This is a genomic window from Pseudomonas sp. NBRC 111132 (assembly GCF_001320565.1).
Taxonomy (GTDB): Bacteria; Pseudomonadota; Gammaproteobacteria; order Pseudomonadales; family Pseudomonadaceae; genus Aquipseudomonas; species Aquipseudomonas putida_P.
This window is the reverse complement of record NZ_BCBI01000006.1, coordinates 129,386-148,725: the sequence shown is the minus strand read 5'-3', so window position 1 is coordinate 148,725 and position 19,340 is coordinate 129,386. Positions and strand designations below refer to the sequence as shown.

The window sequence follows — 19,340 nt, the reverse complement described above, 5'->3', positions numbered from 1 at the left end:
TCACAGGCGCTAAATAAACCGCGCCAGCCACTTCAAAGCAAAAACCGCAGTCAAGCCTGTACAGGCTCTGCCAGCAGTTGCCCCATGCGCACTGCAGAACCAGCACCCAGGCTTTCAGCCCACTTCACCTGCTCCGGCCCGAACAGCACGATGGCGGTCGAGCCCAGCTTGAAGCGGCCCAGCTCGGCGCCCTTTTCCAGATGGATCGGCGCGCGGCTGGCTTCGTCGTAACGGAAGGTTTTCAGCTCACGCTTTGGCGGCGTGACCAGCCCGGCCCATACGGTTTCGATCGAGGCAACGATCATCGCGCCAACCAGCACCACAGCCATTGGCCCACGTTCGGTATCGAACAGGCAGACCACACGCTCGTTGCGAGCGAACAGCTCGGGAACGTTCTCTGCGGTGGTCTGGTTGACCGAGAACAGGCGGCCCGGCACATAGACCATTTCACGCAGGGTGCCGGCCAGCGGCATGTGCACGCGGTGGTAGTCCTTGGGCGACAGGTAAATGGTGGCGAACTCGCCGCCCATGAACGGCGCGGCCATGGCCGGGTCACCGCCCAGCAGCTCTTGCGCGCTGAAACCGTGGCCTTTGGCCTGGAAGATGCGGCCGTGCTCGATCGGGCCGAGCTGGCTGACAGCACCGTCGGCCGGGCACAGGATGGCGCCCGGGGTTTCGTCCAGCGGGCGGGCGCCTGGCTTCAGGGCGCGGGTGAAGAACGCGTTGAAATGCTCGTACGCGCTCAGGTCTTCGACCAGCGCTTCGCTCATGTTGACCTGATAGCGCTTGGCGAACCAGGCAGTGAAGGCATTTTTGAACCAGCGTGCGCGGCACTCGGCGACGCAGCCGGCCAGTCGCGACAGCAGGTGGTGCGGCAGCAGGTACTGGCTGATGATGAACAAACGGGATTTCATGCAGGTTCCTTAAACTTCTACAGGCGTGTCCGGGTGGTTGCCCCATTCGCTCCACGAGCCGGCGTAAGCCTTGACGCGTGGGTAGCCGAGGGCCTTGGCCACCAGATAAGTGAAGCCGGAGCGGCGGTGGGTCTGGCAATGGGTGATCACTTCCTTGTCCGGTGTGATGCCCAGCTCCAGCAGGACGTCGGCGATGTCCTGGCGAATGCGCAGGTGGTCGTTGAGGTCCATGCCGGCGGTCCACTCGAAGTTGATCGCACCGGGGATGTGGCCGCCCTTGGCTGCCAGCACTTTCTCGCCACTGAATTCCTGCGGGCCGCGCGCGTCCCAGATGACCAGGTCATCGGCGCCCAGGCGGCTTTGCAGGTACTCGCGCGTGGCCGTGGGGGCGCTGTCGATACGCAGGCGTACCGGGGCGTTGCCGCTGGCGGGCACTTCAGTGGACAGCGTATCTGCCGGCCAGGCCTGGATACCGCCATTGAGGTAGTGGTAGCCCTTGTGCCCGATCACATCGAGCAGCCAGATGAAACGCCCCGCCCAGCCGCCGCCTTCATCGTCGTACACCACATACACGGCGTCGTCGCGATGGCCGAGTTCGCTGAACAGTTTTTCCAGTTCGCCCAGGGCCGGCAGCAGGCCGGGCGCGGGCGGCTGGCCAAGCTGGGTGCGCTTGCCTTCGACAAAGCGTGCGCCGGGGATATGCCCGCTGACATAGCGGTTGGCGCTGCTCAGGTCGACCAGGATCAGCTGCGGCGAATCCAGGCGTGGCAGCAGGTCTGCAGCTTCGATCACCAGGGGCAGGCCGGAAAAGTCAGTCATCCACGGTCTCCAGTGTGGAAAGAGGGGCGATTGTAGCGCAAGGCTCAGCCCTTGCGGTTGGCAAACACCGACAGGGCGCGCTCGATGCATTGCGCGGTCTTGCCGACAGCTTGCACGCTGATATCGGCCAAGGGCCGACAGCCCTGGTCGGCCACCAGCAGCATCAGCACCTGGTCGTTCACCGCCAATGAACGCAGCAGTACATGCTCGCTGCGGAACAAGGCACGCAGCGGGGCGGGCAGCAGGGCCGAAAACTGGCTGTGGTTTTCCGGGGTTATGCGCAGTTGCCCAGCCTGGCTCATCAGCTTTTGCAGCAGCTTGTTCTGCGACACCTGCAGGGCCAAAGCCCCGGCTTCCTTGGGCAGGCCGGCAATCTGCTGTACGCGCAGGTAGTCACTGGCCTTGTCCAGGCTCAACAGCATGATGCGTTGCATGCCGCAGGCCAGCAGGGCCTCGCGGGCCTGGGTGGCCAGGTGCACGGTGTTGGTGAACGGGCTGGGTTGGGCCAGCAGGTCCTGGCACAGTGTGCGCCAGCGTGCCAGGTCGTCGCTGCTGGGCGGTGGCGGGGCCAGCATGTCCGGGTGCGGGCGGCGTTGGTGCCACGGCCAGATCAACGCTTCTGCCGGATGGAACAAGGCATGTCGGGCGTGGCGGCGGGCGCTGGCAGCGGCCTGCTGGTGCACCTGCTGCTGCACGTCTTCCAGCGAGGTCTGCAGGTACAACGCAGTCAGCAGTTGCCAGCGCAGCAAGTGTGGGTTGTCCCAGCCGACCTGTGCTGCCAGGGCAAGGTTGTTGGCCAGCAACACGGTATTGGCCGGCTGGTTGAACCAGCGCCGCAGGCCGGGCTCGGCGTCCAGGCGGTGCTGCTGGCTGAGCAGGTCTTCGTCGCGGGCGATGTTCAGCACCTGGGCCAGTTGATCGCGTTCTTCCAGCAGCAGGCGGTAACCCTGGGTGACCCATTGTGGCAGGCGCCAGTACTCGGCCATGGTCTGGCACAGCGCCATGATGCGCACGCCAAACAGTTCTTCCTCCACCCCTGCTGCGTCCTCCCCCTTGTGGATTACCCGCAACTCCCAGGTATCGAGCAACTTGGGGTAGGCCAGCGCCAGCGGCCACAGTGGCGAAAGGAACAGCAGGCTGCCCCAGTGAATTTCTTGCCAGAGCCGTGCCAGGCGGCTGGCGAACAGACCGCTGGCCTGCTGTGCGGCGTGCTGGCTGATCATCTGGAACTGGCACAGTACCGGCGGGATTTCTTCCACAGGCAACGCTGGCAGGCGTCTGAGCAGCTGTTCGCTGCGCTCCAGGCCCAGGCGGTTGAGTGCGACTTCCAGGCTTTCGGCGGGCTCGGCCAGGCTGGCATTGGTGGGGTGATTGGCTTCGCGCATCACCGACAGCACCAGTGCCGGGCTGTCCTGCATCAGTTCGGCGATATCGCGCAGCGAGCGGCGGCTATCGTTTATGGCGGCCATGACCCGGTCGTAGCTGTGCTTCGGCACGGGGATGCGAACACTCTCGAGCAGCTTTACCCAGGCCTCTAACGTACGCGGGGCCTGAGCGGGCACCTTGGTTTCAATTGGCATTTTGACATCAGTCCGAACTGGCTTTTCGCATTGAGTGGCTATAGTCTGGCGCAGTTCTGCCGATAAGTAGAAGAAGAGTTTTAAAGCTCCCGTCTCTTCCCCTGACCACGACAGCAAGTGCTTTGAACCTATGGCTAAAATTATCGGCATCATCGTCGTATTCGCGAGCGTGCTCGGCGGCTACGTGCTCTCCCACGGCAAAATCGCAGCGCTGATCCAGCCGTTCGAAGTACTGATCATTGGCGGTGCGGCCTTTGGTGCGTTCCTGCAGGCCAACCCTGGCCACATGACCATGCACGTCATCAAGAAGTCGATGAAAATGTTCGGCTCGCGCTTCAGCCATGCCTTCTATCTGGAGGTGTTGGGCCTGGTGTACGAGATCCTCAACAAGAGCCGTCGCGAAGGCATGATGGCCATCGAGGCCGACATCGAGGACGCCGCCGCCAGCCCGATTTTCGCCAAGTACCCGACGGTACTGGCCGATGAACGCATGACTGCGTTCGTCTGCGACTACCTGCGCATCATGTCTACCGGCAACATGGCCCCGCACGAGCTCGAGGGCCTGTTCGACATGGAACTGCTGAGCATGAAAGAAGAGCTGGAGCACCCGTCGCACGCGGTGACCGGCATCGCCGACGGCATGCCGGGCTTCGGCATCGTCGCGGCGGTACTGGGTATCGTGGTGACCATGGCCTCGCTGGGCGAAGGTGACCAGGCGGCCATCGGCATGCACGTGGGTGCGGCGCTGGTCGGTACCTTCTTCGGTATTCTGGCGGCCTACGGCTTCTTCGGCCCGTTGGCCAAGTGCCTGGAGCACGACGCCAAGGAAGAGCTGAACTTGTACGAATCGATCAAGGCTTCGCTGGTGGCCTCTGCCTCGGGCATGCCGCCTTCGTTGGCGGTCGAGTTCGGGCGCAAGGTGCTGTACCCCAAGCACCGCCCAAGCTTCGCCGAACTGGAACAAGCGGTTCGCGGTCGCTGAGTCATGGAAAACAACCAGCCCATTATCGTCAAGCGCGTCAAGCGCTTTGGCGGCGGCCACCACGGCGGCGCCTGGAAAATCGCCTTCGCCGACTTCGCCACGGCGATGATGGCGTTCTTCCTGGTGCTGTGGCTGATGTCCACGGCCACGCCAGAACAGAAGATCGCTATTGCCGGCTACTTCAAAGACCCGATTGGCTTTTCGGAAAGCGGCACGCCCTACGTCATCGACCTGGGCGGCTCGCCTGAGCTGGCACCGGAAAAGACCATCAACCCGGAAGTGAAGGCCGAACCGACGCAGGAGTCCACCACCCAACTGAGCAAGGACCAGGTCGAGACCATGGCCGAGCAGGTGGAGCGTGAGCGCCTGGAACTGCTGCTGCAAGAACTGCAGAACAAGGTGGAAGAGAACCCGCAGTTGCAGAAGTTCAAGGACCAGATTCTGTTCGAGATCACCCAGGACGGCCTGCGTATCCAGATCATGGACGCCGAGAACCGGCCGATGTTCGACATTGGCAGTGCGCGCCTGCAGCCGTACTTCGAAGACATCCTGCTGGCCATGGCCGACACCATCAAGGCGGTGCCGAACAAGATCAGCATCAGCGGCCACACCGATGCCAAGCCGTATGCCGGCACTGGCGAGTTCGGTAACTGGGAGCTGTCGGCCAACCGCGCCAACGCCGCACGTCGTGCGCTGGTGGCCGGTGGTTACCCGGACGGCCAGGTGGCGCGGGTGGTGGGCTACGCCTCGTCGTCGCTGTTTGACCGCAAGGACCCGTTCAACCCGGTCAACCGCCGCATCGACATCATCGTGCTGACCAAGAAGGCCCAGCGCAACATCGAGGGTGAGCAGGGAGCGCCGGAGGCACCGGCCGCCCCGCCTGCCGCACCGCCAGCCAATGACGCTGCGCCAGGGGCTTCGGCACCGGCCGCGCCAGCTGCATCGGGGACGGGGGGCGAGGCCGAACAGGCACCGATGCAGCCGCGCGAACTGCGCCAGAAACTGAACATCTTCGAGGATGGTACGTTGAAGATGGATGAGGCCAAGGACCAGTAAGCGCGGCATTTCGCGGGCACAACTGTCTTGCTCAACATCCAGGGGTTTCGCGATCACCGGCGTAGCCGGTGTTTGCGGCTGCATCTCCGTCAGAACCCCCGCCTGATCTTGGCCTTGAGATCAGCATGAAAGAAGGCTGCATTATCCCTGTCAGTGCAAGAGCCGCGCCCCGGCGGCAGTGTCATGGCTCGCTCGAACATGCGTTCGTCATGATAAGCCCGCACGAACAGGTCGATATGCGTACGTTCGCGCATGGCCGGCCATTTGCTCAGGCAAACCGGCAGTGCGCCTGAACCTTTGCGAAAGAAACTCACTCGCCGGCAGGTAATCGCTGCCGCCCCCAGCAGCCAGGCGGTCCACCAGGCGTCGTTGGTATCGGTCGGCAATACTCCGATCCAGTGGGTGGCATCGTTCATCTGCTGGCAGAAACTGCCATACAGGTCGTCATGGGTTTGCCCGTCGCAGTCCAACTGCACCACTTGGGTGGGGATGCCTTCGAGCAGCAGGCGCTCGTTGAGAATAAAGGCGTCGAGCCGCACTTCGTGGCGGTAGCTGATAAGAACCGGCATGGCGGTTACCCTCCCTGATAGAAGCCATGACCATCAGGGAAAGCGGACGTGTGGGCAATAGATGACGGCGAAACCAGAGCCGTCCTACACGGCTCGGTAATAAATCCTACAGATTGCTCTGGCCCGCCGCCCAGTCAGTAGCTGTCTTCTGTGAGGCTGGCGATGATCGAGCGGTAGCTGTTCATGCGCTGCGGCTTGATACGCCCCTCGTCCAGGGCCTTGAGCAACGCACAGCCCGGTTCTCGGTCATGCTTGCAGTCGCGGAAACGGCATGTACCGAACAGGTCACGGAACTCGATGAAGCCATCTTCCACGTCGTCGCGGCTGACGTGGCCAAGGCCGAACTCACGAATACCCGGCGAGTCGATCAGGTCGCCGCCGTTCGGGAAGTGGTACAGCCGCGCCGTGGTGGTGGTGTGAGTGCCTTGGCCCGACCATTCCGACAGGTCGCCGACGCGAGTGCCAGCGTCTGGCAGCAGGCTGTTGACCAGTGATGACTTGCCCACCCCCGACTGGCCGACGAACACGCTGATGTGACCGTCGAGTTGCTGTTGCAGGCGCTGCATGCCGTCACCCTGGTGTGCCGATACTTCCAGCAGCGGGTAGCCCAGTTCGCGGTAGACCTCCAGCAGTGCATGCAGGCCGGGGCCGTTCTCGTCGTTGATCAGGTCGGCTTTGTTCAGCAGCAGCAGCGGGCGCAGGCCGGCGTGCTCGGCAGCTACCAGGTAGCGGTCGATCAGGTTCGGGTGTGGCTCCGGGGCCGGGGCAAAGACAATCACGATCAGGTCGACGTTGGCCGCCACCGGTTTCAGCTGGCCGTGGTTGTTCGGCCGGCAAAGCTCGGTGCTGCGAGGCATCTGCGCCACGATCACGCCAATGCCCTGGTTGCCCGCCCGCCACACGACGCGGTCGCCGGTAACCAGCGCCGGCAGGTTGGCGCGCAGGTGGCAGCGGAATACCTGGCCTGCGCCTTCGCCATCCTGGGCTTCTACTTCTACCTGCACGCCGAAGTGCGCGATCACCAGGCCCAGTTGCTCCGGCCCCAGGTCGCCTCCCTCCAGTTCCTGCAGCGCATGCTGCTCGCGTTTGGCTGCACGAGCGGCGCGCTCGCCCTGGATTTTTTCGATCCGCCAGTTCTGGCGGCGATTGAGCTGGCGTTTGGCCATGAAGGTACCGTGAGAAAGGCCCGGGGTGGGGCATTGAAAACGGCAGGCAGTTTAGCACGCCAGGCGCTGGACTATTCCGCTAACCTTTGAGCGGTGAATGGGCGTGCCTGGGCCACTAGGCTACTATGACGGGCTATACGAGGAGCCCCTGCATGCAAAACCCACAGAACCTGATCTGGATCGACCTGGAAATGACCGGCCTGGATCCAGACAGCGACGTCATCATCGAAATGGCAACCATCGTCACCGACAGCGAGCTGAACACCCTGGCCGAAGGGCCGGTGATCGCCATCCACCACAGTGACGACGTGCTGGCGCGTATGGATGAGTGGAACACCCGCACCCATGGCGCTTCGGGCCTGACCCAGCGCGTGCGCGAGAGCAAGGTCAGCATGGCTGAAGCCGAGGCGCAGACCATCGCCTTCCTTGAGCAGTGGGTACCCAAAGGCAAGTCGCCGATCTGCGGCAACAGCATCTGCCAGGACCGCCGTTTCCTTTACCGTCACATGCGCAACCTGGAAAACTACTTCCACTATCGCAACCTGGATGTTTCCACTCTGAAGGAGCTGGCCGCGCGCTGGGCGCCGAATGTGCGTGACAGCTTCAAGAAGGGCAATACCCACCTGGCGCTGGACGATATTCGCGAGTCGATCGCCGAACTGCGTCACTACCGCGAGCACTTCATCAAGCTGTGATCCGAAACGGCGCAGATATTGTGTCTGCGCCCCCTTTTGGTGCCTTGGGCAACTGGTTAGACTGCGCGCCTTTCCTGCACGGACCCGCACCATGTTGTTGATGCTCTATCTCGTTGCCATCACCGCCGAAGCCATGACTGGCGCGCTGTCTGCCGGGCGTCGCGGCATGGACTGGTTCGGCGTGGTGCTGATTGCCTGCGTCACCGCCCTGGGGGGCGGCTCGGTGCGTGATGTGCTGCTCGGGCACTACCCGCTGACCTGGGTGAAGCACCCCGAGTACCTGGTGTTGACCAGCTTTGCGGCGCTGCTGACTATTTTCATTGCGCCGATGATGCGCCGCCTGCGCTCGCTGTTTCTGGTGCTCGATGCCCTGGGGCTGGTGGCGTTTACCCTGATTGGCTGCATGACGGCGCTGGAAATGGGGCAGGGCATGCTGGTGGCGTCCATCAGCGGGGTGATCACCGGGGTGTTTGGCGGCATCCTGCGGGATATCTTCTGCAACGACATCCCGCTGGTGTTCCGTCGCGAACTGTATGCCAGCGTGTCGTTCGCGGCGGCGTGGTTCTATCTGGGCTGCGTGTATTTCAAGGTGCCGGCGGAGCAGGCGATGCTGCTGACCTTGTTTGGCGGTTTCCTGCTGCGCCTGTTGGCGATTCGCTTCCACTGGGAAATGCCCAAGTTCCACTACAACGACCAGCAGTGAATTCTGGGCCGCGCCGCGGCCCCAGCTATTGAATGTCGTGTCGGGCCAGCGCCCATTCAACGTGCTCGCGCACCAGCTCAGATGCATCCTCGCGCCGCGCCTTCAGTGCCTCGATCACTGGAATCGTGGACGGCGCATTGCCCAACCCCACCGCCAGGTTGCGCAAGAACCGCTCATACCCCGCCCGTCGCAACGGCCCGCCTTCGGTCTTGCGCAGGAAGGTGCGTTCATCCCACAGGAACATTTCCGCCAACTCGGCATTCTCCAGCCCGTGCCGTGGCTGGAAGTCCTGCTCCTGGCTGTGCTTGGCGAAGCGGTTCCAGGGGCAGACGATCTGGCAGTCGTCGCAACCGAACACCCGGTTGCCCATCTTCGCGCGCAGCTCGACAGGGATCGCGCCCCTCAGCTCGATGGTCAGGTACGAGATGCAGCGCCGTGCATCCAGCACATAGGGCCCGACAAACGCCTGGGTCGGGCAGATGTCCAGGCAGGCCTGGCACCGCCCGCAGTGCTCGCTGGTGGTGGCTTCGTCCACCGGCAACGGCAGGTCGACAAACAGTTCGGCAAGGAAGAAATAGCTACCCGCCTTGCGGTTGAGCAACAGCGTGTTCTTGCCGATCCAGCCCAGCCCGGCCTGTTCGGCCAAGGCCTTTTCCAGCACCGGGGCGCTGTCGACGAAGGCGCGGTACCCGAACGGGCCGATGGCTTCCTGAATACGATCGGCAAGGAACTGCACGCGCTTGCGCACCAGTTTGTGGTAGTCCCGGCCCAGCGCATAGCGCGAAATGTAGGCCTTTTCCGGTTGTGCCAGGCGCTGCGCCATTTGTGTGTCGCCAGGCAGGTAGTCCATGCGCAGCGAGACCACGCGTACCGTGCCGGGGATCAGCTGGTCGGGGTGTGACCTTTTGCTGCCGTGGACGCCCAGGTATTCCATTTCGCCCTGGTAGCCGGCGTCGAGCCAGCGCTGCAGGTGATGTTCGTGTTCGCCAAGGTCAACCCCGGCGATGCCAACATGGGCAAAACCGAGTTCCTGGCCCCAAATCTTGATCGATTGGGCCAGTTGGGCGAGGTCAGGTGTAGAGGCGGACATGGATGGGCAAGGCAATACGGGCTCAGGTGCGTATAATTCTGCCAGACATTGGAGCCTTTGACCCCATGCCGCAGACCAAACACCCCAGCAATGCCCCTCAATTGCTCAGCAGCGTGACCGTCGCGCACCTGCCGGCACGCCACGCGCTTGCCCATAAAGGTGACTTTGGCCATGTGCTGGTGGTCGGTGGCGACCTCGGCACGGGTGGCGCCGTATTGCTCAGTGCCGAAGCCGCCCTGCGTTGCGGGGCCGGGCTGGTCAGCGTGGCAACCCGGCCGGAGCATGTAACGGCCAGCCTGGCGCGCCTGCCCGAAGTCATGTGCCTTGGCGCCAGTTCGGCCAACCAGCTGATGGGCGTGCTGGAGCGCGCCTCGGTGCTGGTGGTCGGTCCGGGCCTCGGGCAGGCGGCGTGGGGCCGCAGCCTGTTGTCGGCGGTGGCCAACGCCGAGCGGCCGCAGGTGTGGGATGCCGATGCCCTGAATTTGCTGGCGCGCACCCCGCTGGCCTTGCCCAGTGGCAGTATCCTCACCCCTCACCCGGGGGAGGCGGCGCGGCTGCTGGGCATTTCCACCGAGGCCGTGCAGGCCGACCGCCCAGGGGCTGCGCGCAAGTTGGCGCGCCGTTACAACAGCGTCTGCGTACTCAAAGGTGCCGGCACCCTGGTGGCGGCACCGGCCGGGCAACTGGCGCTATGCGAGCGCGGCCACCCGGCGATGGCTGGCGCCGGGCTGGGCGACGTGCTGACCGGCGTGCTGGCGGCACTGTTGGCCCAAGGCCTGGACGCCTGGAGCGCGGGTTGCTTGGGAACATGGCTGCACGCCTGTGCGGGCGAGCGTCTGGGGGTAAAAGGTAGAGGCCTGGCGGCCAGTGATCTGGCGCCGGTCATTCGTGAGTTGTTGGAGGAGCATTCTGCGTGTCTGGCTTAAATCTGTTTCTGGCCGATGAAGCGGCCACGGTCGACTTTGGTGCAAAAATGGCCGATGTGACCGGTGGTCGCGGCGTGATCTTTCTTGAAGGCGACTTGGGGGCGGGCAAGACTACGCTTTCCCGGGGGCTGATCCGTGGCCTGGGCCATACTGGTGCAGTGAAAAGCCCGACCTTTACCGTGGTCGAACCCTACGAAATCGGCGAGGTCCGAGCCTTTCACTTCGACCTGTATCGCCTGGTCGACCCGGAGGAGCTTGAGTTCATGGGTATTCGTGATTATTTCGAGGGCGACCCGCTGTGCCTGTTCGAGTGGCCACAAAAGGGTGCGGGCGTTTTGCCAAAGCCTGACCTGACCATTACCATAAGCCCCCAAGCGGGCGGACGCTCGCTGATCCTTTCGCCGCAGGGGGCTCGCGGCGAGGCCTGGTGCGTGGCACTGGCCGAACACTATAAACAGTAAGTGGGGTAGGTATGCGCATACGCGCACTGGTCGCCATCGTTGGGCTGCTGCTGACAACGGTGACCGTTGACGCTCTGGCCGTCACACAAGTCAAGAGCATGCGCCTGTGGCGCGCGCCAGACAACACGCGGCTGGTCTTCGACCTGTCTGGCCCCGTGCAGCACAGCGTCTTCACCTTGAGCGCACCGGATCGTCTGGTTATCGACATCAATGGTGCGACCCTGGCCGCGCCATTGAACGTGGCCACCTCCAATACGCCGATCAGCAGCGTGCGTTCGGCACAACGTACCCCGACCGACCTGCGCGTGGTGGTCGACCTGAAAAAGTCGGTTACCCCAAAAAGCTTCACCTTGGCGCCCAATGCCCAGTACGGCAATCGCCTGGTGGTCGACCTGTACGACCAGGAAGCCGACGCCATTGCAGCCAGCGCGCCACCTCCTGCCCCGACCCCGGTACAAACACCTGCGACCACGCCTGCGGTGCCGGTAAGCCCGGCCCAGCCTGCCATCAAGCTGCCACCGGTGCCGAGCGGCAAGCGTGAAATCGTTGTGGCCATCGATGCCGGTCACGGTGGCGAAGACCCCGGTGCATCCGGTTCGCGTGGCCAGCATGAAAAAGACATCGTGCTGCAGATCGCCAAGGAACTGCAGCGCCAGATCAACAGCGAACGCGGCTTCCGGGCGGAGCTGACCCGCACTGGCGACTACTTCATTCCACTGCGTAAACGCACGGAAATCGCCCGCAAGAAGGGCGCCGACCTGTTCATTTCGATCCACGCCGACGCCGCGCCGTCGCGTGCGGCCTTTGGCGCCTCGGTATTTGCCCTGTCCGACCGCGGCGCCACTTCCGAGACTGCGCGCTGGCTGGCCGACACGGAAAACCGCTCCGACCTGATCGGTGGTGCGGGTAACGTCAGCCTCGACGACAAGGACCGTATGCTCGCGGGGGTGCTGCTCGACCTCTCCATGACCGCCACGCTCAGCTCCAGCCTCAATGTGGGGCAGAAAGTGCTGGGCAACATGGGGCGTGTCACCTCGCTGCACAAACAGCGCGTGGAACAGGCCGGCTTCATGGTGCTGAAGTCGCCGGATATTCCGTCGATCCTGGTTGAAACCGGGTTCATTTCGAACAACAACGAAGCCGCCAAGCTGGCCACTGCGAGCCACCAGCAAGCCCTGGCCCGCTCGATCCACACCGGTGTACGCCAGTACTTCCAGCAGAACCCGCCGCCAGGCACTTATATCGCCTGGCTGCGCGACACCGGCAAGATTGCGGCTGGGCCGCGTGAGCACACCGTCCGGCCTGGCGAAACCCTGGCGATGCTGGCTGTGCGCTACCAGGTCAGCGTGGCCAGCCTGCGCAGCACCAACAGCCTCAAGACCGATGAGCTGAAGGTCGGCCAACGCCTTGATGTACCCGCCACGACCCTGGCGGCGCAATAATGAGCGGCGGTTCGCGCATTCAGCTGCTTAGCCCGCGGCTGGCCAACCAGATTGCCGCCGGCGAGGTTGTCGAGCGGCCGGCTTCTGTCGCCAAGGAATTGCTGGAAAACAGCCTGGACTCCGGTGCCCGGCGCATCGATGTGGAAGTGGAGCAGGGCGGCGTCAAGCTGCTGAAGGTACGGGACGATGGCAGCGGTATTTCTGCCGATGACCTGCCGCTGGCCCTGGCGCGTCACGCCACCAGCAAGATTCGTGAGCTGGAGGACCTGGAAGGCGTCATGAGCCTGGGCTTCCGTGGCGAGGCGCTGGCCTCGATCAGCTCGGTGGCGCGTTTGACCATGACCTCCCGTACTGCCAGTGCCAGCGAGGCCTGGCAGGTGGAAACCGAAGGCCGCGACATGACCCCACGGGTGCAGCCAGCGGCGCACCCGGTCGGGACCTCGGTGGAAGTGCGCGACCTGTTCTTCAATACCCCGGCCCGGCGCAAGTTCCTCAAGGCCGAAAAAACCGAATTCGACCACCTGCAGGAAGTGATCCGCCGGCTGGCGCTGGCGCGTTTCGATGTCGGCTTCCACCTGCGCCACAACGGCAAGAGCATCCTCAGCCTGCACGAGGCTCACGACGAAACCGCCCGTGCACGGCGGGTGGGTGCCATCTGCGGCCCTGGCTTCATGGAGCAGGCGCTGCCGATCGACGTCGAGCGCAACGGCCTGCGCCTGTGGGGCTGGGTTGGCCTGCCGACGTTCTCGCGCAGCCAGGCCGACTTGCAGTACTTCTTCGTCAATGGCCGTGCGGTGCGCGACAAGCTGGTCGCCCACGCCGTGCGCCAGGCCTACCGCGATGTGTTGTTCAATGGTCGTCACCCCACGTTCGTGCTGTTCCTGGAGCTGGAGCCCAACGGCGTCGATGTGAACGTGCACCCGACCAAGCATGAAGTGCGCTTCCGCGAAGGGCGCTCGGTGCACGATTTCCTGTATGGCACTTTGCACCGAGCCCTGGCTGATGTTCGCCCGGAAGACCAACTGGCCGCGCCTGCCGCCGTGCCCGAGCTGGCTCGCCCCACTGGCCAGCAGGCTGGTGAGTTCGGCCCCCAGGGTGAAATGCGCCTGGCCTCGCCGGTGCTCGAACAGCCGCGAGCCCCGCAACAGTCATTTTCCAATGGCGGCAGTGGCGCCGGTTACCAGTACCAGTACACCCCGCGTCCTTCGCAGCCGCTGCCGGCCGCTGAGGCGCAGGCGGTGTATCGCGAGTTCTACAAGCCGTTGGACAACGGTGCCGCAGCTGCGACGGCCTTGCCCGAAAGCCAAGGTGACATTCCCCCGCTTGGCTACGCGCTGGCGCAGCTCAAGGGTATCTACATTTTGGCCGAGAATGCCGTCGGCCTGGTGCTGGTGGACATGCACGCCGCCCATGAGCGGATCATGTACGAGCGGCTCAAGGTGGCCATGGCCAGCGAGGGCCTCAGTGGCCAGCCGCTGCTGGTGCCGGAAACCCTGGCCCTGAGCCAGCGTGAGGCCGACTGTGCCGAAGAGCATGCTCAGTGGTTCCAGCGCCTGGGCTTCGAATTGCAACGCCTGGGCCCCGAGACCTTGGCGGTTCGCCAGATCCCGGCCTTGCTCAAGCAGGCCGAGGCCAACCGCCTGGTGCAGGACGTGCTGGCCGACTTGATGGAATACGGCACCAGCGACCGTATTCAGGCGCACCTCAACGAACTGCTCGGTACCATGGCCTGCCATGGCGCCGTGCGCGCCAACCGGCGCCTGGCAATTCCCGAGATGAACGCCCTGCTGCGCGACATGGAAAACACCGAGCGCAGCGGCCAGTGCAACCATGGCCGTCCCACCTGGACCCAGATGGGCCTGGACGACCTGGACAAACTCTTCCTGCGCGGTCGATGAAATGAGCAGCAAGCCCCCTGCAATATTCCTGATGGGCCCGACGGCGGCCGGCAAGACCGACCTGGCCATCGAGCTGACCAAAGTGCTGCCCTGTGAACTGATCAGCGTCGATTCGGCACTGGTCTACCGGGGCATGGACATCGGCTCGGCCAAACCTTCGAAAGAAATCCTCGCCGCCCACCCGCACCGGCTGATCGACATTCGTGACCCGGCCGAGAGCTATTCGGCCGCACAGTTCCGTGCCGATGCCTTGGAGGCCATGGCCGAGATCACTGCGCGCGGCAAGATCCCGTTGCTGGTCGGCGGCACCATGCTCTATTACAAGGCGTTGATCGATGGCCTGGCCGACATGCCGGCGGCCGATGCCGCAGTGCGCGCCGAGCTGGAAGCCCAGGCCGAAGCCTTGGGGCTGGCCGAGTTGCACCGTCAACTGGCCGAGGTCGACCCGGTGTCGGCGGCGCGCATCCACCCCAACGACCCGCAGCGGCTGATCCGGGCGCTGGAGGTATACCGGGTGAGCGGCGAGAGCATGACGGCCCATCGTCAACGTCAATTCGCGGAAAGTCGCGGCGCAGACGCAGGCGCTGGCGGACATTTGCCCTATACTGTCGCCAGTTTGGCGATTGCTCCTACAGATCGTCACATTTTGCATCAGCGAATTGCGTTACGATTTTCGCAGATGCTGGAACAGGGCTTCGTTGAGGAGGTCCGATCGCTGCGAGCCAGAAGTGACTTGCACGCCGGGCTGCCGTCTATACGGGCAGTGGGTTATCGGCAAGTCTGGGATTACCTGGACGGCAAGCTGACTGAGAATGAGATGCGTGAACGCGGTATCATTGCTACTCGGCAGCTGGCCAAACGGCAGTTCACCTGGTTGCGTGGCTGGCCTGAAGTGCACTGGCTTGACAGCCTGGCCTGCGACAATCTGTCCCGCACCTTGAAATACCTTGGGGCCATCTCCATATTGAGCTGAGTCCCTGCTGATTGCCGTCTATTCTTGCGAAGGGGCGGCCTAATTTATCGATTTTATTGATTTTCTATTATTTATCCTTACAGGAGTGCGGCATATGTCAAAAGGGCATTCGCTACAAGACCCTTACTTGAACACCTTGAGAAAAGAAAAGGTCCCGGTATCCATCTACCTGGTCAACGGTATCAAGCTGCAGGGTTCGATCGAATCGTTCGACCAGTTCGTGGTTCTGCTGAAGAACACCGTCAGCCAGATGGTCTACAAGCACGCCATTTCGACCGTGGTTCCGGCCCGTCCGGTCCGCCTGCCAAGCCCGACCGATGGCGAGCACGGCGACAGCGAGCCAGGCAACGCCTGATAGGAGCCTGCATTGTTCTTTGAGCGCCACGGTGGTGGTGAGCGAGCGCTGCTCGTTCACTTGGAAGGTCAGAACCCTGAGGCGCGCGAAGACCCGCAGGAGTTTCAGGAGTTGGCATTGTCGGCCGGTGCCGACATCGTCTCGCTGGTCACGGTGACAAGGCATCAGCCTTCCGCCAAATACCTGATTGGCAGTGGCAAGGTCGAGGAATTGCACGACCTGGTCCATGCCGAGCAGGTAGACCTGGTGATTTTCAATCACACCCTCACGCCCAGTCAGGAGCGCAACCTTGAACGTGTGTTCGAGTGTCGTGTGCTCGACCGTACCGGGCTGATCCTCGATATCTTCGCCCAACGGGCGCGTACCCATGAAGGCAAGCTGCAGGTCGAACTGGCCCAGCTGGAGCACATGAGCACGCGGCTGGTGCGCGGCTGGACTCACCTTGAGCGACAGAAAGGTGGTATCGGCCTGCGCGGCCCGGGTGAAACGCAGCTCGAAACCGACCGCCGACTGTTGCGGGTGCGCATACGCCAGATCAAGTCACGCCTGGAGAAAGTGCGCAGCCAGCGCGAGCAGGCGCGGCGTGGGCGCAAGCGTGCGGATATTCCGTCCGTGTCGCTGGTGGGTTACACCAACGCCGGCAAGTCCACACTGTTCAACGCCCTGACCGAGTCCGAGGTGTACGCTGCGGACCAGCTGTTCGCCACCCTCGACCCGACCCTGCGCCGGCTCGAGCTCAATGACCTGGGGCCAATCGTGCTGGCCGACACCGTGGGCTTCATTCGCCACCTGCCGCACAAGCTGGTCGAGGCATTTCGGGCTACGCTCGAAGAGTCGAGCAACTCCGACCTGTTGCTGCATGTGATCGACGCCCATGAGCCAGAGCGCATGGAGCAGATCGAGCAGGTGCTGGCCGTGTTGGGCGAGATTGGCGCTGAAGGCTTGCCGATCCTCGAGGTGTATAACAAACTCGACCTGCTCGAAGATGTCGAGCCACAGATCCAGCGCAACGCCGATGGCAAGCCGGAACGGGTCTGGGTATCGGCACGCGATGGGCGTGGCCTGGAGCTGGTTGGCCAGGCGGTTGCCGAGTTGCTGGGGGATGATCTGTTTGTCGGTACCCTGTGCCTGGAGCAGCGTTTTGCCCGCTTGCGCGCGCAATTCTTTGCCCTGGGTGCCGTGCAGAGTGAAGAGCATGATGAAGAAGGGCGCAGCCTGCTGAGCGTGCGACTGCCCATGGTCGAACTGAATCGCCTGGTCAGCCGCGAAGGCATGGAGCCGCAAGTGTTTGTCGAGCAACACACTTTGCAATAAATGCTCGTCGAGGTCGCCGGGCAGCAGTGACAGGCATTCTGTAGCATTGGACGGCGCGCCGTGGGCGCGTCTTTGCTTTATCAGATGGAGAGCGCTATGGCTTGGAACGAGCCGGGTGGCAACTCGAACAATCAGGATCCCTGGGGCGGCCGCCGTGGTGGCGGTGGCGGTGGTGGTGACAAAAAAGGTCCGCCGGATCTGGACGAGGCCTTCCGCAAACTGCAGGACAGCCTCAACGGCATGTTCGGCGGTAGCAAAAAACGTGGCGGCGGTGACCGCAATGTCGGCAAGGGCGGTGGCCTGGGCCTGCTGGGCATTGGCCTGGCGGTACTGGCGGCCATCTGGCTGTACAGCGCCGTGTACGTGGTCGACGAGCAGGAGCAGGCCGTGGTGCTGCGCTTCGGCAAGTACTACGAGACGGTCGGTCCCGGCCTGAACATCTACTTCCCGCCGATCGATCGCAAGTACATGGAAAACGTCACGCGCGAGCGTGCCTACACCAAGCAGGGCCAGATGCTGACCGAAGACGAGAACATCGTCGAGGTGCCGCTGACCGTCCAGTACAAGATCAGCAACCTTCAGGACTTCGTGCTCAACGTCGACCAGCCTGAGGTGAGCCTGCAGCACGCGACCGACAGTGCCTTGCGCCACGTGGTGGGTTCCACCTCGATGGACCAGGTGCTGACCGAAGGCCGTGAACAGATGGCCGTGGATATCCGCGAACGTCTGCAGCGCTTCCTCGACAACTACCGTACCGGTATCACCGTTACCCAGGTCAACGTACAGAGCGCGGCAGCCCCGCGTGAAGTGCAGGAAGCCTTCGATGACGTGATCCGTGCCCGCGAAGACGAGCAGCGTGCCCGCAACCAGGCCGAATCCTACGCCAATGGCGTGGTGCCGGAAGCCCGTGGTCAGGCCCAGCGCATCATCGAGGACGCCAACGGTTACCGCGACGAAGTCATCGCCCGCGCCAAGGGTGAGGCCGACCGTTTCACCAAGCTGGTTGCCGAGTACCACAAGGCACCTGACGTGACCCGTCAGCGTCTGTACCTGGAGACCATGCAAGAGGTCTACAGCAATTCGAGCAAGGTCATGGTGGCGACCAAGGACGGGCAGAACAACCTGCTCTACCTGCCACTGGACAAGATGGTCGAAGGCAGCCGCAACCCGTCCACGCCAAGCAGCACTGTGTCGCCATCGGTCAACGATGCGGCCGCCCGTGCGGCGCAGGACATGCAACAGCAACAGCAGCCGCTGCGTACTAGGGAGAGCCGCTGATGAGCAATAGATCGCTGATCGCCCTGATCGCCGCCGTGGTCCTGGCCATCGTGGCCTGGAACAGCTTCTACATCGTGTCCCAGACCGAACGTGCGGTACTGCTGCGCTTTGGTAAGGTGGTCCAGGCGGACGTTCAGCCTGGCCTGCACGTGAAGATTCCGTACGTGAACCAGGTGCGCAAGTTCGACGCCCGTCTCATGACCCTCGACGCCCCGACCCAGCGGTTCCTGACCCTGGAGAAGAAAGCCGTGATGGTCGACGCCTACGCCAAGTGGCGCGTCAAGGATGCCGAGCGCTTCTACACTGCCACGTCCGGTATGAAGCAGATCGCCGACGAGCGTCTGTCGCGTCGTCTGGAAAGCGGCCTGCGTGACCAGTTCGGTAAACGTACCTTGCACGAGGTGGTTTCCGGTGAACGTGACGCACTGATGGCTGACATCACTGCATCGCTGAACCGCATGGCCAACAAGGAGCTGGGTATCGAGGTGGTCGACGTGCGCGTCAAGGCCATCGACCTGCCGAAGGAAGTCAACCGCAGCGTGTTCGATCGCATGAGCACCGAGCGTGAGCGTGAAGCCCGCGAGCACCGTGCCAAAGGTAACGAGCTGGCTGAAGGTATCCGTGCCGATGCCGACCGTCAGCGCCGTGTGCTGCTGGCCGAGGCCTATCGCGAAGCAGAAGAAACCCGCGGTGATGGTGACGCCCAGGCGGCCGCCATCTATGCCAAGGCCTACAGCCAGGACGCTGATTTCTATGCGTTCCACCGTAGCCTGCAGGCATACCGCGAAAGCTTCTCGAGCAAGAGCGACGTGCTGGTCCTGGACCCGAAGAACGAGTTCTTCCGTTACCTGGACAAGAGCAAGCCGTGATGCTCAGGCCCTGATTTTCATGCAGCGGCGCCCCGCCTGGCAGCTAAAACACCAGGCGGGGTGCATCCTGAATGAAAAGGGGTGTATGATGAGGCAGCCGGGAAATTTCCCGGCTTTTTTGCGTCTGCAAGGTTGATTGGCACCGCGCCAGTTGACGGTTTGGTCAGGTCGCAAGGCAATTCGAGGGTGTCGGGTACGGTGGCTGCGCTGGGATCAGTGCTGCCCGCTGCTGTGCGCGATACCGGCTTTA

Annotated in this window: 19 protein-coding genes; 13 read left to right on the top strand and 6 right to left on the bottom strand. The window is 63.2% G+C overall.

All coding sequences use genetic code 11. The annotated features are described in order from the left end of the window. Window positions 1-50: 50 nt before the first annotated feature. Genes asd through APH35_RS04955 form a run of 3 tightly spaced genes read right to left on the bottom strand, consistent with a single transcriptional unit; the run spans window position 51 to window position 3,313 of the window. Window positions 51-914, bottom strand: a complete 864-nt coding sequence (gene asd, locus APH35_RS04965) for an archaetidylserine decarboxylase (RefSeq protein WP_060493955.1) — start codon at window positions 912-914, stop codon at window positions 51-53. Window positions 915-923: 9 nt separating this feature from the next. After that, entirely contained in the window at window positions 924-1,733 is an 810-nt protein-coding gene (locus APH35_RS04960) for a rhodanese-like domain-containing protein (protein ID WP_060493954.1), read from the bottom strand. A gap of 44 nt (window positions 1,734-1,777) precedes the next feature. Then, window positions 1,778-3,313 (bottom strand): HDOD domain-containing protein, encoded by a 1,536-nt coding sequence (locus APH35_RS04955; RefSeq protein WP_012274470.1) that lies wholly within the window; start codon window positions 3,311-3,313, stop codon window positions 1,778-1,780. Between the two features lie 130 nt (window positions 3,314-3,443). On the opposite strand from APH35_RS04955, the gene motA reads away from it, so the two are divergent. Further along, window positions 3,444-4,295, top strand: a complete 852-nt coding sequence (motA, locus tag APH35_RS04950; RefSeq protein WP_012274469.1) for a flagellar motor stator protein MotA — start codon at window positions 3,444-3,446, stop codon at window positions 4,293-4,295. Between the two features lie 3 nt (window positions 4,296-4,298). Then, the gene (motB, locus tag APH35_RS04945; protein WP_012274468.1) at window positions 4,299-5,351 is read left to right on the top strand and encodes a flagellar motor protein MotB; all 1,053 of its coding nucleotides are present in this window, start codon (window positions 4,299-4,301) and stop codon (window positions 5,349-5,351) included. Window positions 5,352-5,440: 89 nt separating this feature from the next. On the opposite strand, the gene APH35_RS04940 is transcribed toward motB, so the two are convergent. Further along, a complete protein-coding gene (locus APH35_RS04940; RefSeq protein WP_012274467.1) occupies window positions 5,441-5,920 on the bottom strand; it encodes a hypothetical protein in 480 nt (159 codons plus the stop codon). Between the two features lie 134 nt (window positions 5,921-6,054). Further along, the gene (gene rsgA / locus APH35_RS04935; protein ID WP_012274466.1) at window positions 6,055-7,086 is read right to left on the bottom strand and encodes a small ribosomal subunit biogenesis GTPase RsgA; all 1,032 of its coding nucleotides are present in this window, start codon (window positions 7,084-7,086) and stop codon (window positions 6,055-6,057) included. Between the two features lie 152 nt (window positions 7,087-7,238). Between rsgA and orn the strand changes: the two genes are divergently transcribed. Further along, window positions 7,239-7,781, top strand: a complete 543-nt coding sequence (orn, locus tag APH35_RS04930; protein ID WP_012274465.1) for an oligoribonuclease — start codon at window positions 7,239-7,241, stop codon at window positions 7,779-7,781. 91 nt (window positions 7,782-7,872) lie between these two features. Continuing rightward, entirely contained in the window at window positions 7,873-8,484 is a 612-nt protein-coding gene (locus APH35_RS04925) for a trimeric intracellular cation channel family protein (protein WP_012274464.1), read from the top strand. 25 nt (window positions 8,485-8,509) lie between these two features. On the opposite strand, the gene queG is transcribed toward APH35_RS04925, so the two are convergent. Then, window positions 8,510-9,574 (bottom strand): tRNA epoxyqueuosine(34) reductase QueG, encoded by a 1,065-nt coding sequence (gene queG / locus APH35_RS04920; RefSeq protein ID WP_060514291.1) that lies wholly within the window; start codon window positions 9,572-9,574, stop codon window positions 8,510-8,512. Between the two features lie 65 nt (window positions 9,575-9,639). Here queG and APH35_RS04915 point away from each other — a divergent pair, with 65 nt between their 5' ends. From APH35_RS04915 to hflC, 9 genes are all read left to right on the top strand, one after another. Continuing rightward, window positions 9,640-10,500 (top strand): NAD(P)H-hydrate dehydratase, encoded by an 861-nt coding sequence (locus APH35_RS04915; protein ID WP_060514290.1) that lies wholly within the window; start codon window positions 9,640-9,642, stop codon window positions 10,498-10,500. A gap of 2 nt (window positions 10,501-10,502) precedes the next feature. Continuing rightward, window positions 10,503-10,961: a tRNA (adenosine(37)-N6)-threonylcarbamoyltransferase complex ATPase subunit type 1 TsaE gene (tsaE, locus tag APH35_RS04910; protein ID WP_374701314.1), complete on the top strand. Its 459-nt coding sequence runs from the start codon at window positions 10,503-10,505 to the stop codon at window positions 10,959-10,961. Window positions 10,962-10,972: 11 nt separating this feature from the next. Further along, window positions 10,973-12,403 carry an N-acetylmuramoyl-L-alanine amidase gene (locus APH35_RS04905; protein ID WP_060493949.1) on the top strand — a complete coding sequence of 477 codons (1,431 nt, stop codon included), beginning with the start codon at window positions 10,973-10,975 and terminating at the stop codon, window positions 12,401-12,403. Further along, window positions 12,403-14,301 (top strand): DNA mismatch repair endonuclease MutL, encoded by a 1,899-nt coding sequence (gene mutL, locus APH35_RS04900; RefSeq protein WP_012274459.1) that lies wholly within the window; start codon window positions 12,403-12,405, stop codon window positions 14,299-14,301. Before APH35_RS04905 ends, mutL begins: the two co-directional genes overlap by 1 nt. 1 nt (window position 14,302) lies before the next feature. Next, complete coding sequence (gene miaA / locus APH35_RS04895; RefSeq protein WP_012274458.1) at window positions 14,303-15,274, top strand: tRNA (adenosine(37)-N6)-dimethylallyltransferase MiaA; 972 nt, start codon at window positions 14,303-14,305, stop codon at window positions 15,272-15,274. A gap of 94 nt (window positions 15,275-15,368) precedes the next feature. Next, on the top strand, window positions 15,369-15,629 hold the full coding sequence (gene hfq, locus APH35_RS04890) for an RNA chaperone Hfq (RefSeq protein ID WP_012274457.1): 261 nt from the start codon (window positions 15,369-15,371) through the stop codon (window positions 15,627-15,629). A gap of 12 nt (window positions 15,630-15,641) precedes the next feature. Then, window positions 15,642-16,943: a ribosome rescue GTPase HflX gene (gene hflX, locus APH35_RS04885; protein WP_012274456.1), complete on the top strand. Its 1,302-nt coding sequence runs from the start codon at window positions 15,642-15,644 to the stop codon at window positions 16,941-16,943. A 96-nt stretch (window positions 16,944-17,039) separates the two neighbouring features. Further along, window positions 17,040-18,221 carry an FtsH protease activity modulator HflK gene (hflK, locus tag APH35_RS04880; RefSeq protein WP_012274455.1) on the top strand — a complete coding sequence of 394 codons (1,182 nt, stop codon included), beginning with the start codon at window positions 17,040-17,042 and terminating at the stop codon, window positions 18,219-18,221. After that, window positions 18,221-19,090: a protease modulator HflC gene (gene hflC / locus APH35_RS04875; RefSeq protein ID WP_012274454.1), complete on the top strand. Its 870-nt coding sequence runs from the start codon at window positions 18,221-18,223 to the stop codon at window positions 19,088-19,090. The genes hflK and hflC overlap by 1 nt, the downstream gene beginning before the upstream one ends. Window positions 19,091-19,340 lie beyond the last annotated feature (250 nt).

What these genes read in the sequence shown, in the direction of transcription:
- APH35_RS04915 (WP_060514290.1), top strand. Translation starts at nt 9,640, where the DNA reads ATGCCGCAGACCAAACACCCCAGCAATGCCCCTCAATTGCTCAGCAGC.
- motB (WP_012274468.1), top strand. Translation starts at nt 4,299, where the DNA reads ATGGAAAACAACCAGCCCATTATCGTCAAGCGCGTCAAGCGCTTTGGC.
- hflC (WP_012274454.1), top strand. Translation starts at nt 18,221, where the DNA reads ATGAGCAATAGATCGCTGATCGCCCTGATCGCCGCCGTGGTCCTGGCC.
- APH35_RS04960 (WP_060493954.1), bottom strand. Translation starts at nt 1,733, where the DNA reads ATGACTGACTTTTCCGGCCTGCCCCTGGTGATCGAAGCTGCAGACCTG.
- APH35_RS04905 (WP_060493949.1), top strand. Translation starts at nt 10,973, where the DNA reads ATGCGCATACGCGCACTGGTCGCCATCGTTGGGCTGCTGCTGACAACG.
- miaA (WP_012274458.1), top strand. Translation starts at nt 14,303, where the DNA reads ATGAGCAGCAAGCCCCCTGCAATATTCCTGATGGGCCCGACGGCGGCC.
- mutL (WP_012274459.1), top strand. Translation starts at nt 12,403, where the DNA reads ATGAGCGGCGGTTCGCGCATTCAGCTGCTTAGCCCGCGGCTGGCCAAC.
- rsgA (WP_012274466.1), bottom strand. Translation starts at nt 7,086, where the DNA reads ATGGCCAAACGCCAGCTCAATCGCCGCCAGAACTGGCGGATCGAAAAA.
- APH35_RS04955 (WP_012274470.1), bottom strand. Translation starts at nt 3,313, where the DNA reads ATGCCAATTGAAACCAAGGTGCCCGCTCAGGCCCCGCGTACGTTAGAG.
- hflK (WP_012274455.1), top strand. Translation starts at nt 17,040, where the DNA reads ATGGCTTGGAACGAGCCGGGTGGCAACTCGAACAATCAGGATCCCTGG.
- queG (WP_060514291.1), bottom strand. Translation starts at nt 9,574, where the DNA reads ATGTCCGCCTCTACACCTGACCTCGCCCAACTGGCCCAATCGATCAAG.
- hfq (WP_012274457.1), top strand. Translation starts at nt 15,369, where the DNA reads ATGTCAAAAGGGCATTCGCTACAAGACCCTTACTTGAACACCTTGAGA.
- APH35_RS04925 (WP_012274464.1), top strand. Translation starts at nt 7,873, where the DNA reads ATGTTGTTGATGCTCTATCTCGTTGCCATCACCGCCGAAGCCATGACT.
- asd (WP_060493955.1), bottom strand. Translation starts at nt 914, where the DNA reads ATGAAATCCCGTTTGTTCATCATCAGCCAGTACCTGCTGCCGCACCAC.
- motA (WP_012274469.1), top strand. Translation starts at nt 3,444, where the DNA reads ATGGCTAAAATTATCGGCATCATCGTCGTATTCGCGAGCGTGCTCGGC.
- APH35_RS04940 (WP_012274467.1), bottom strand. Translation starts at nt 5,920, where the DNA reads ATGCCGGTTCTTATCAGCTACCGCCACGAAGTGCGGCTCGACGCCTTT.
- orn (WP_012274465.1), top strand. Translation starts at nt 7,239, where the DNA reads ATGCAAAACCCACAGAACCTGATCTGGATCGACCTGGAAATGACCGGC.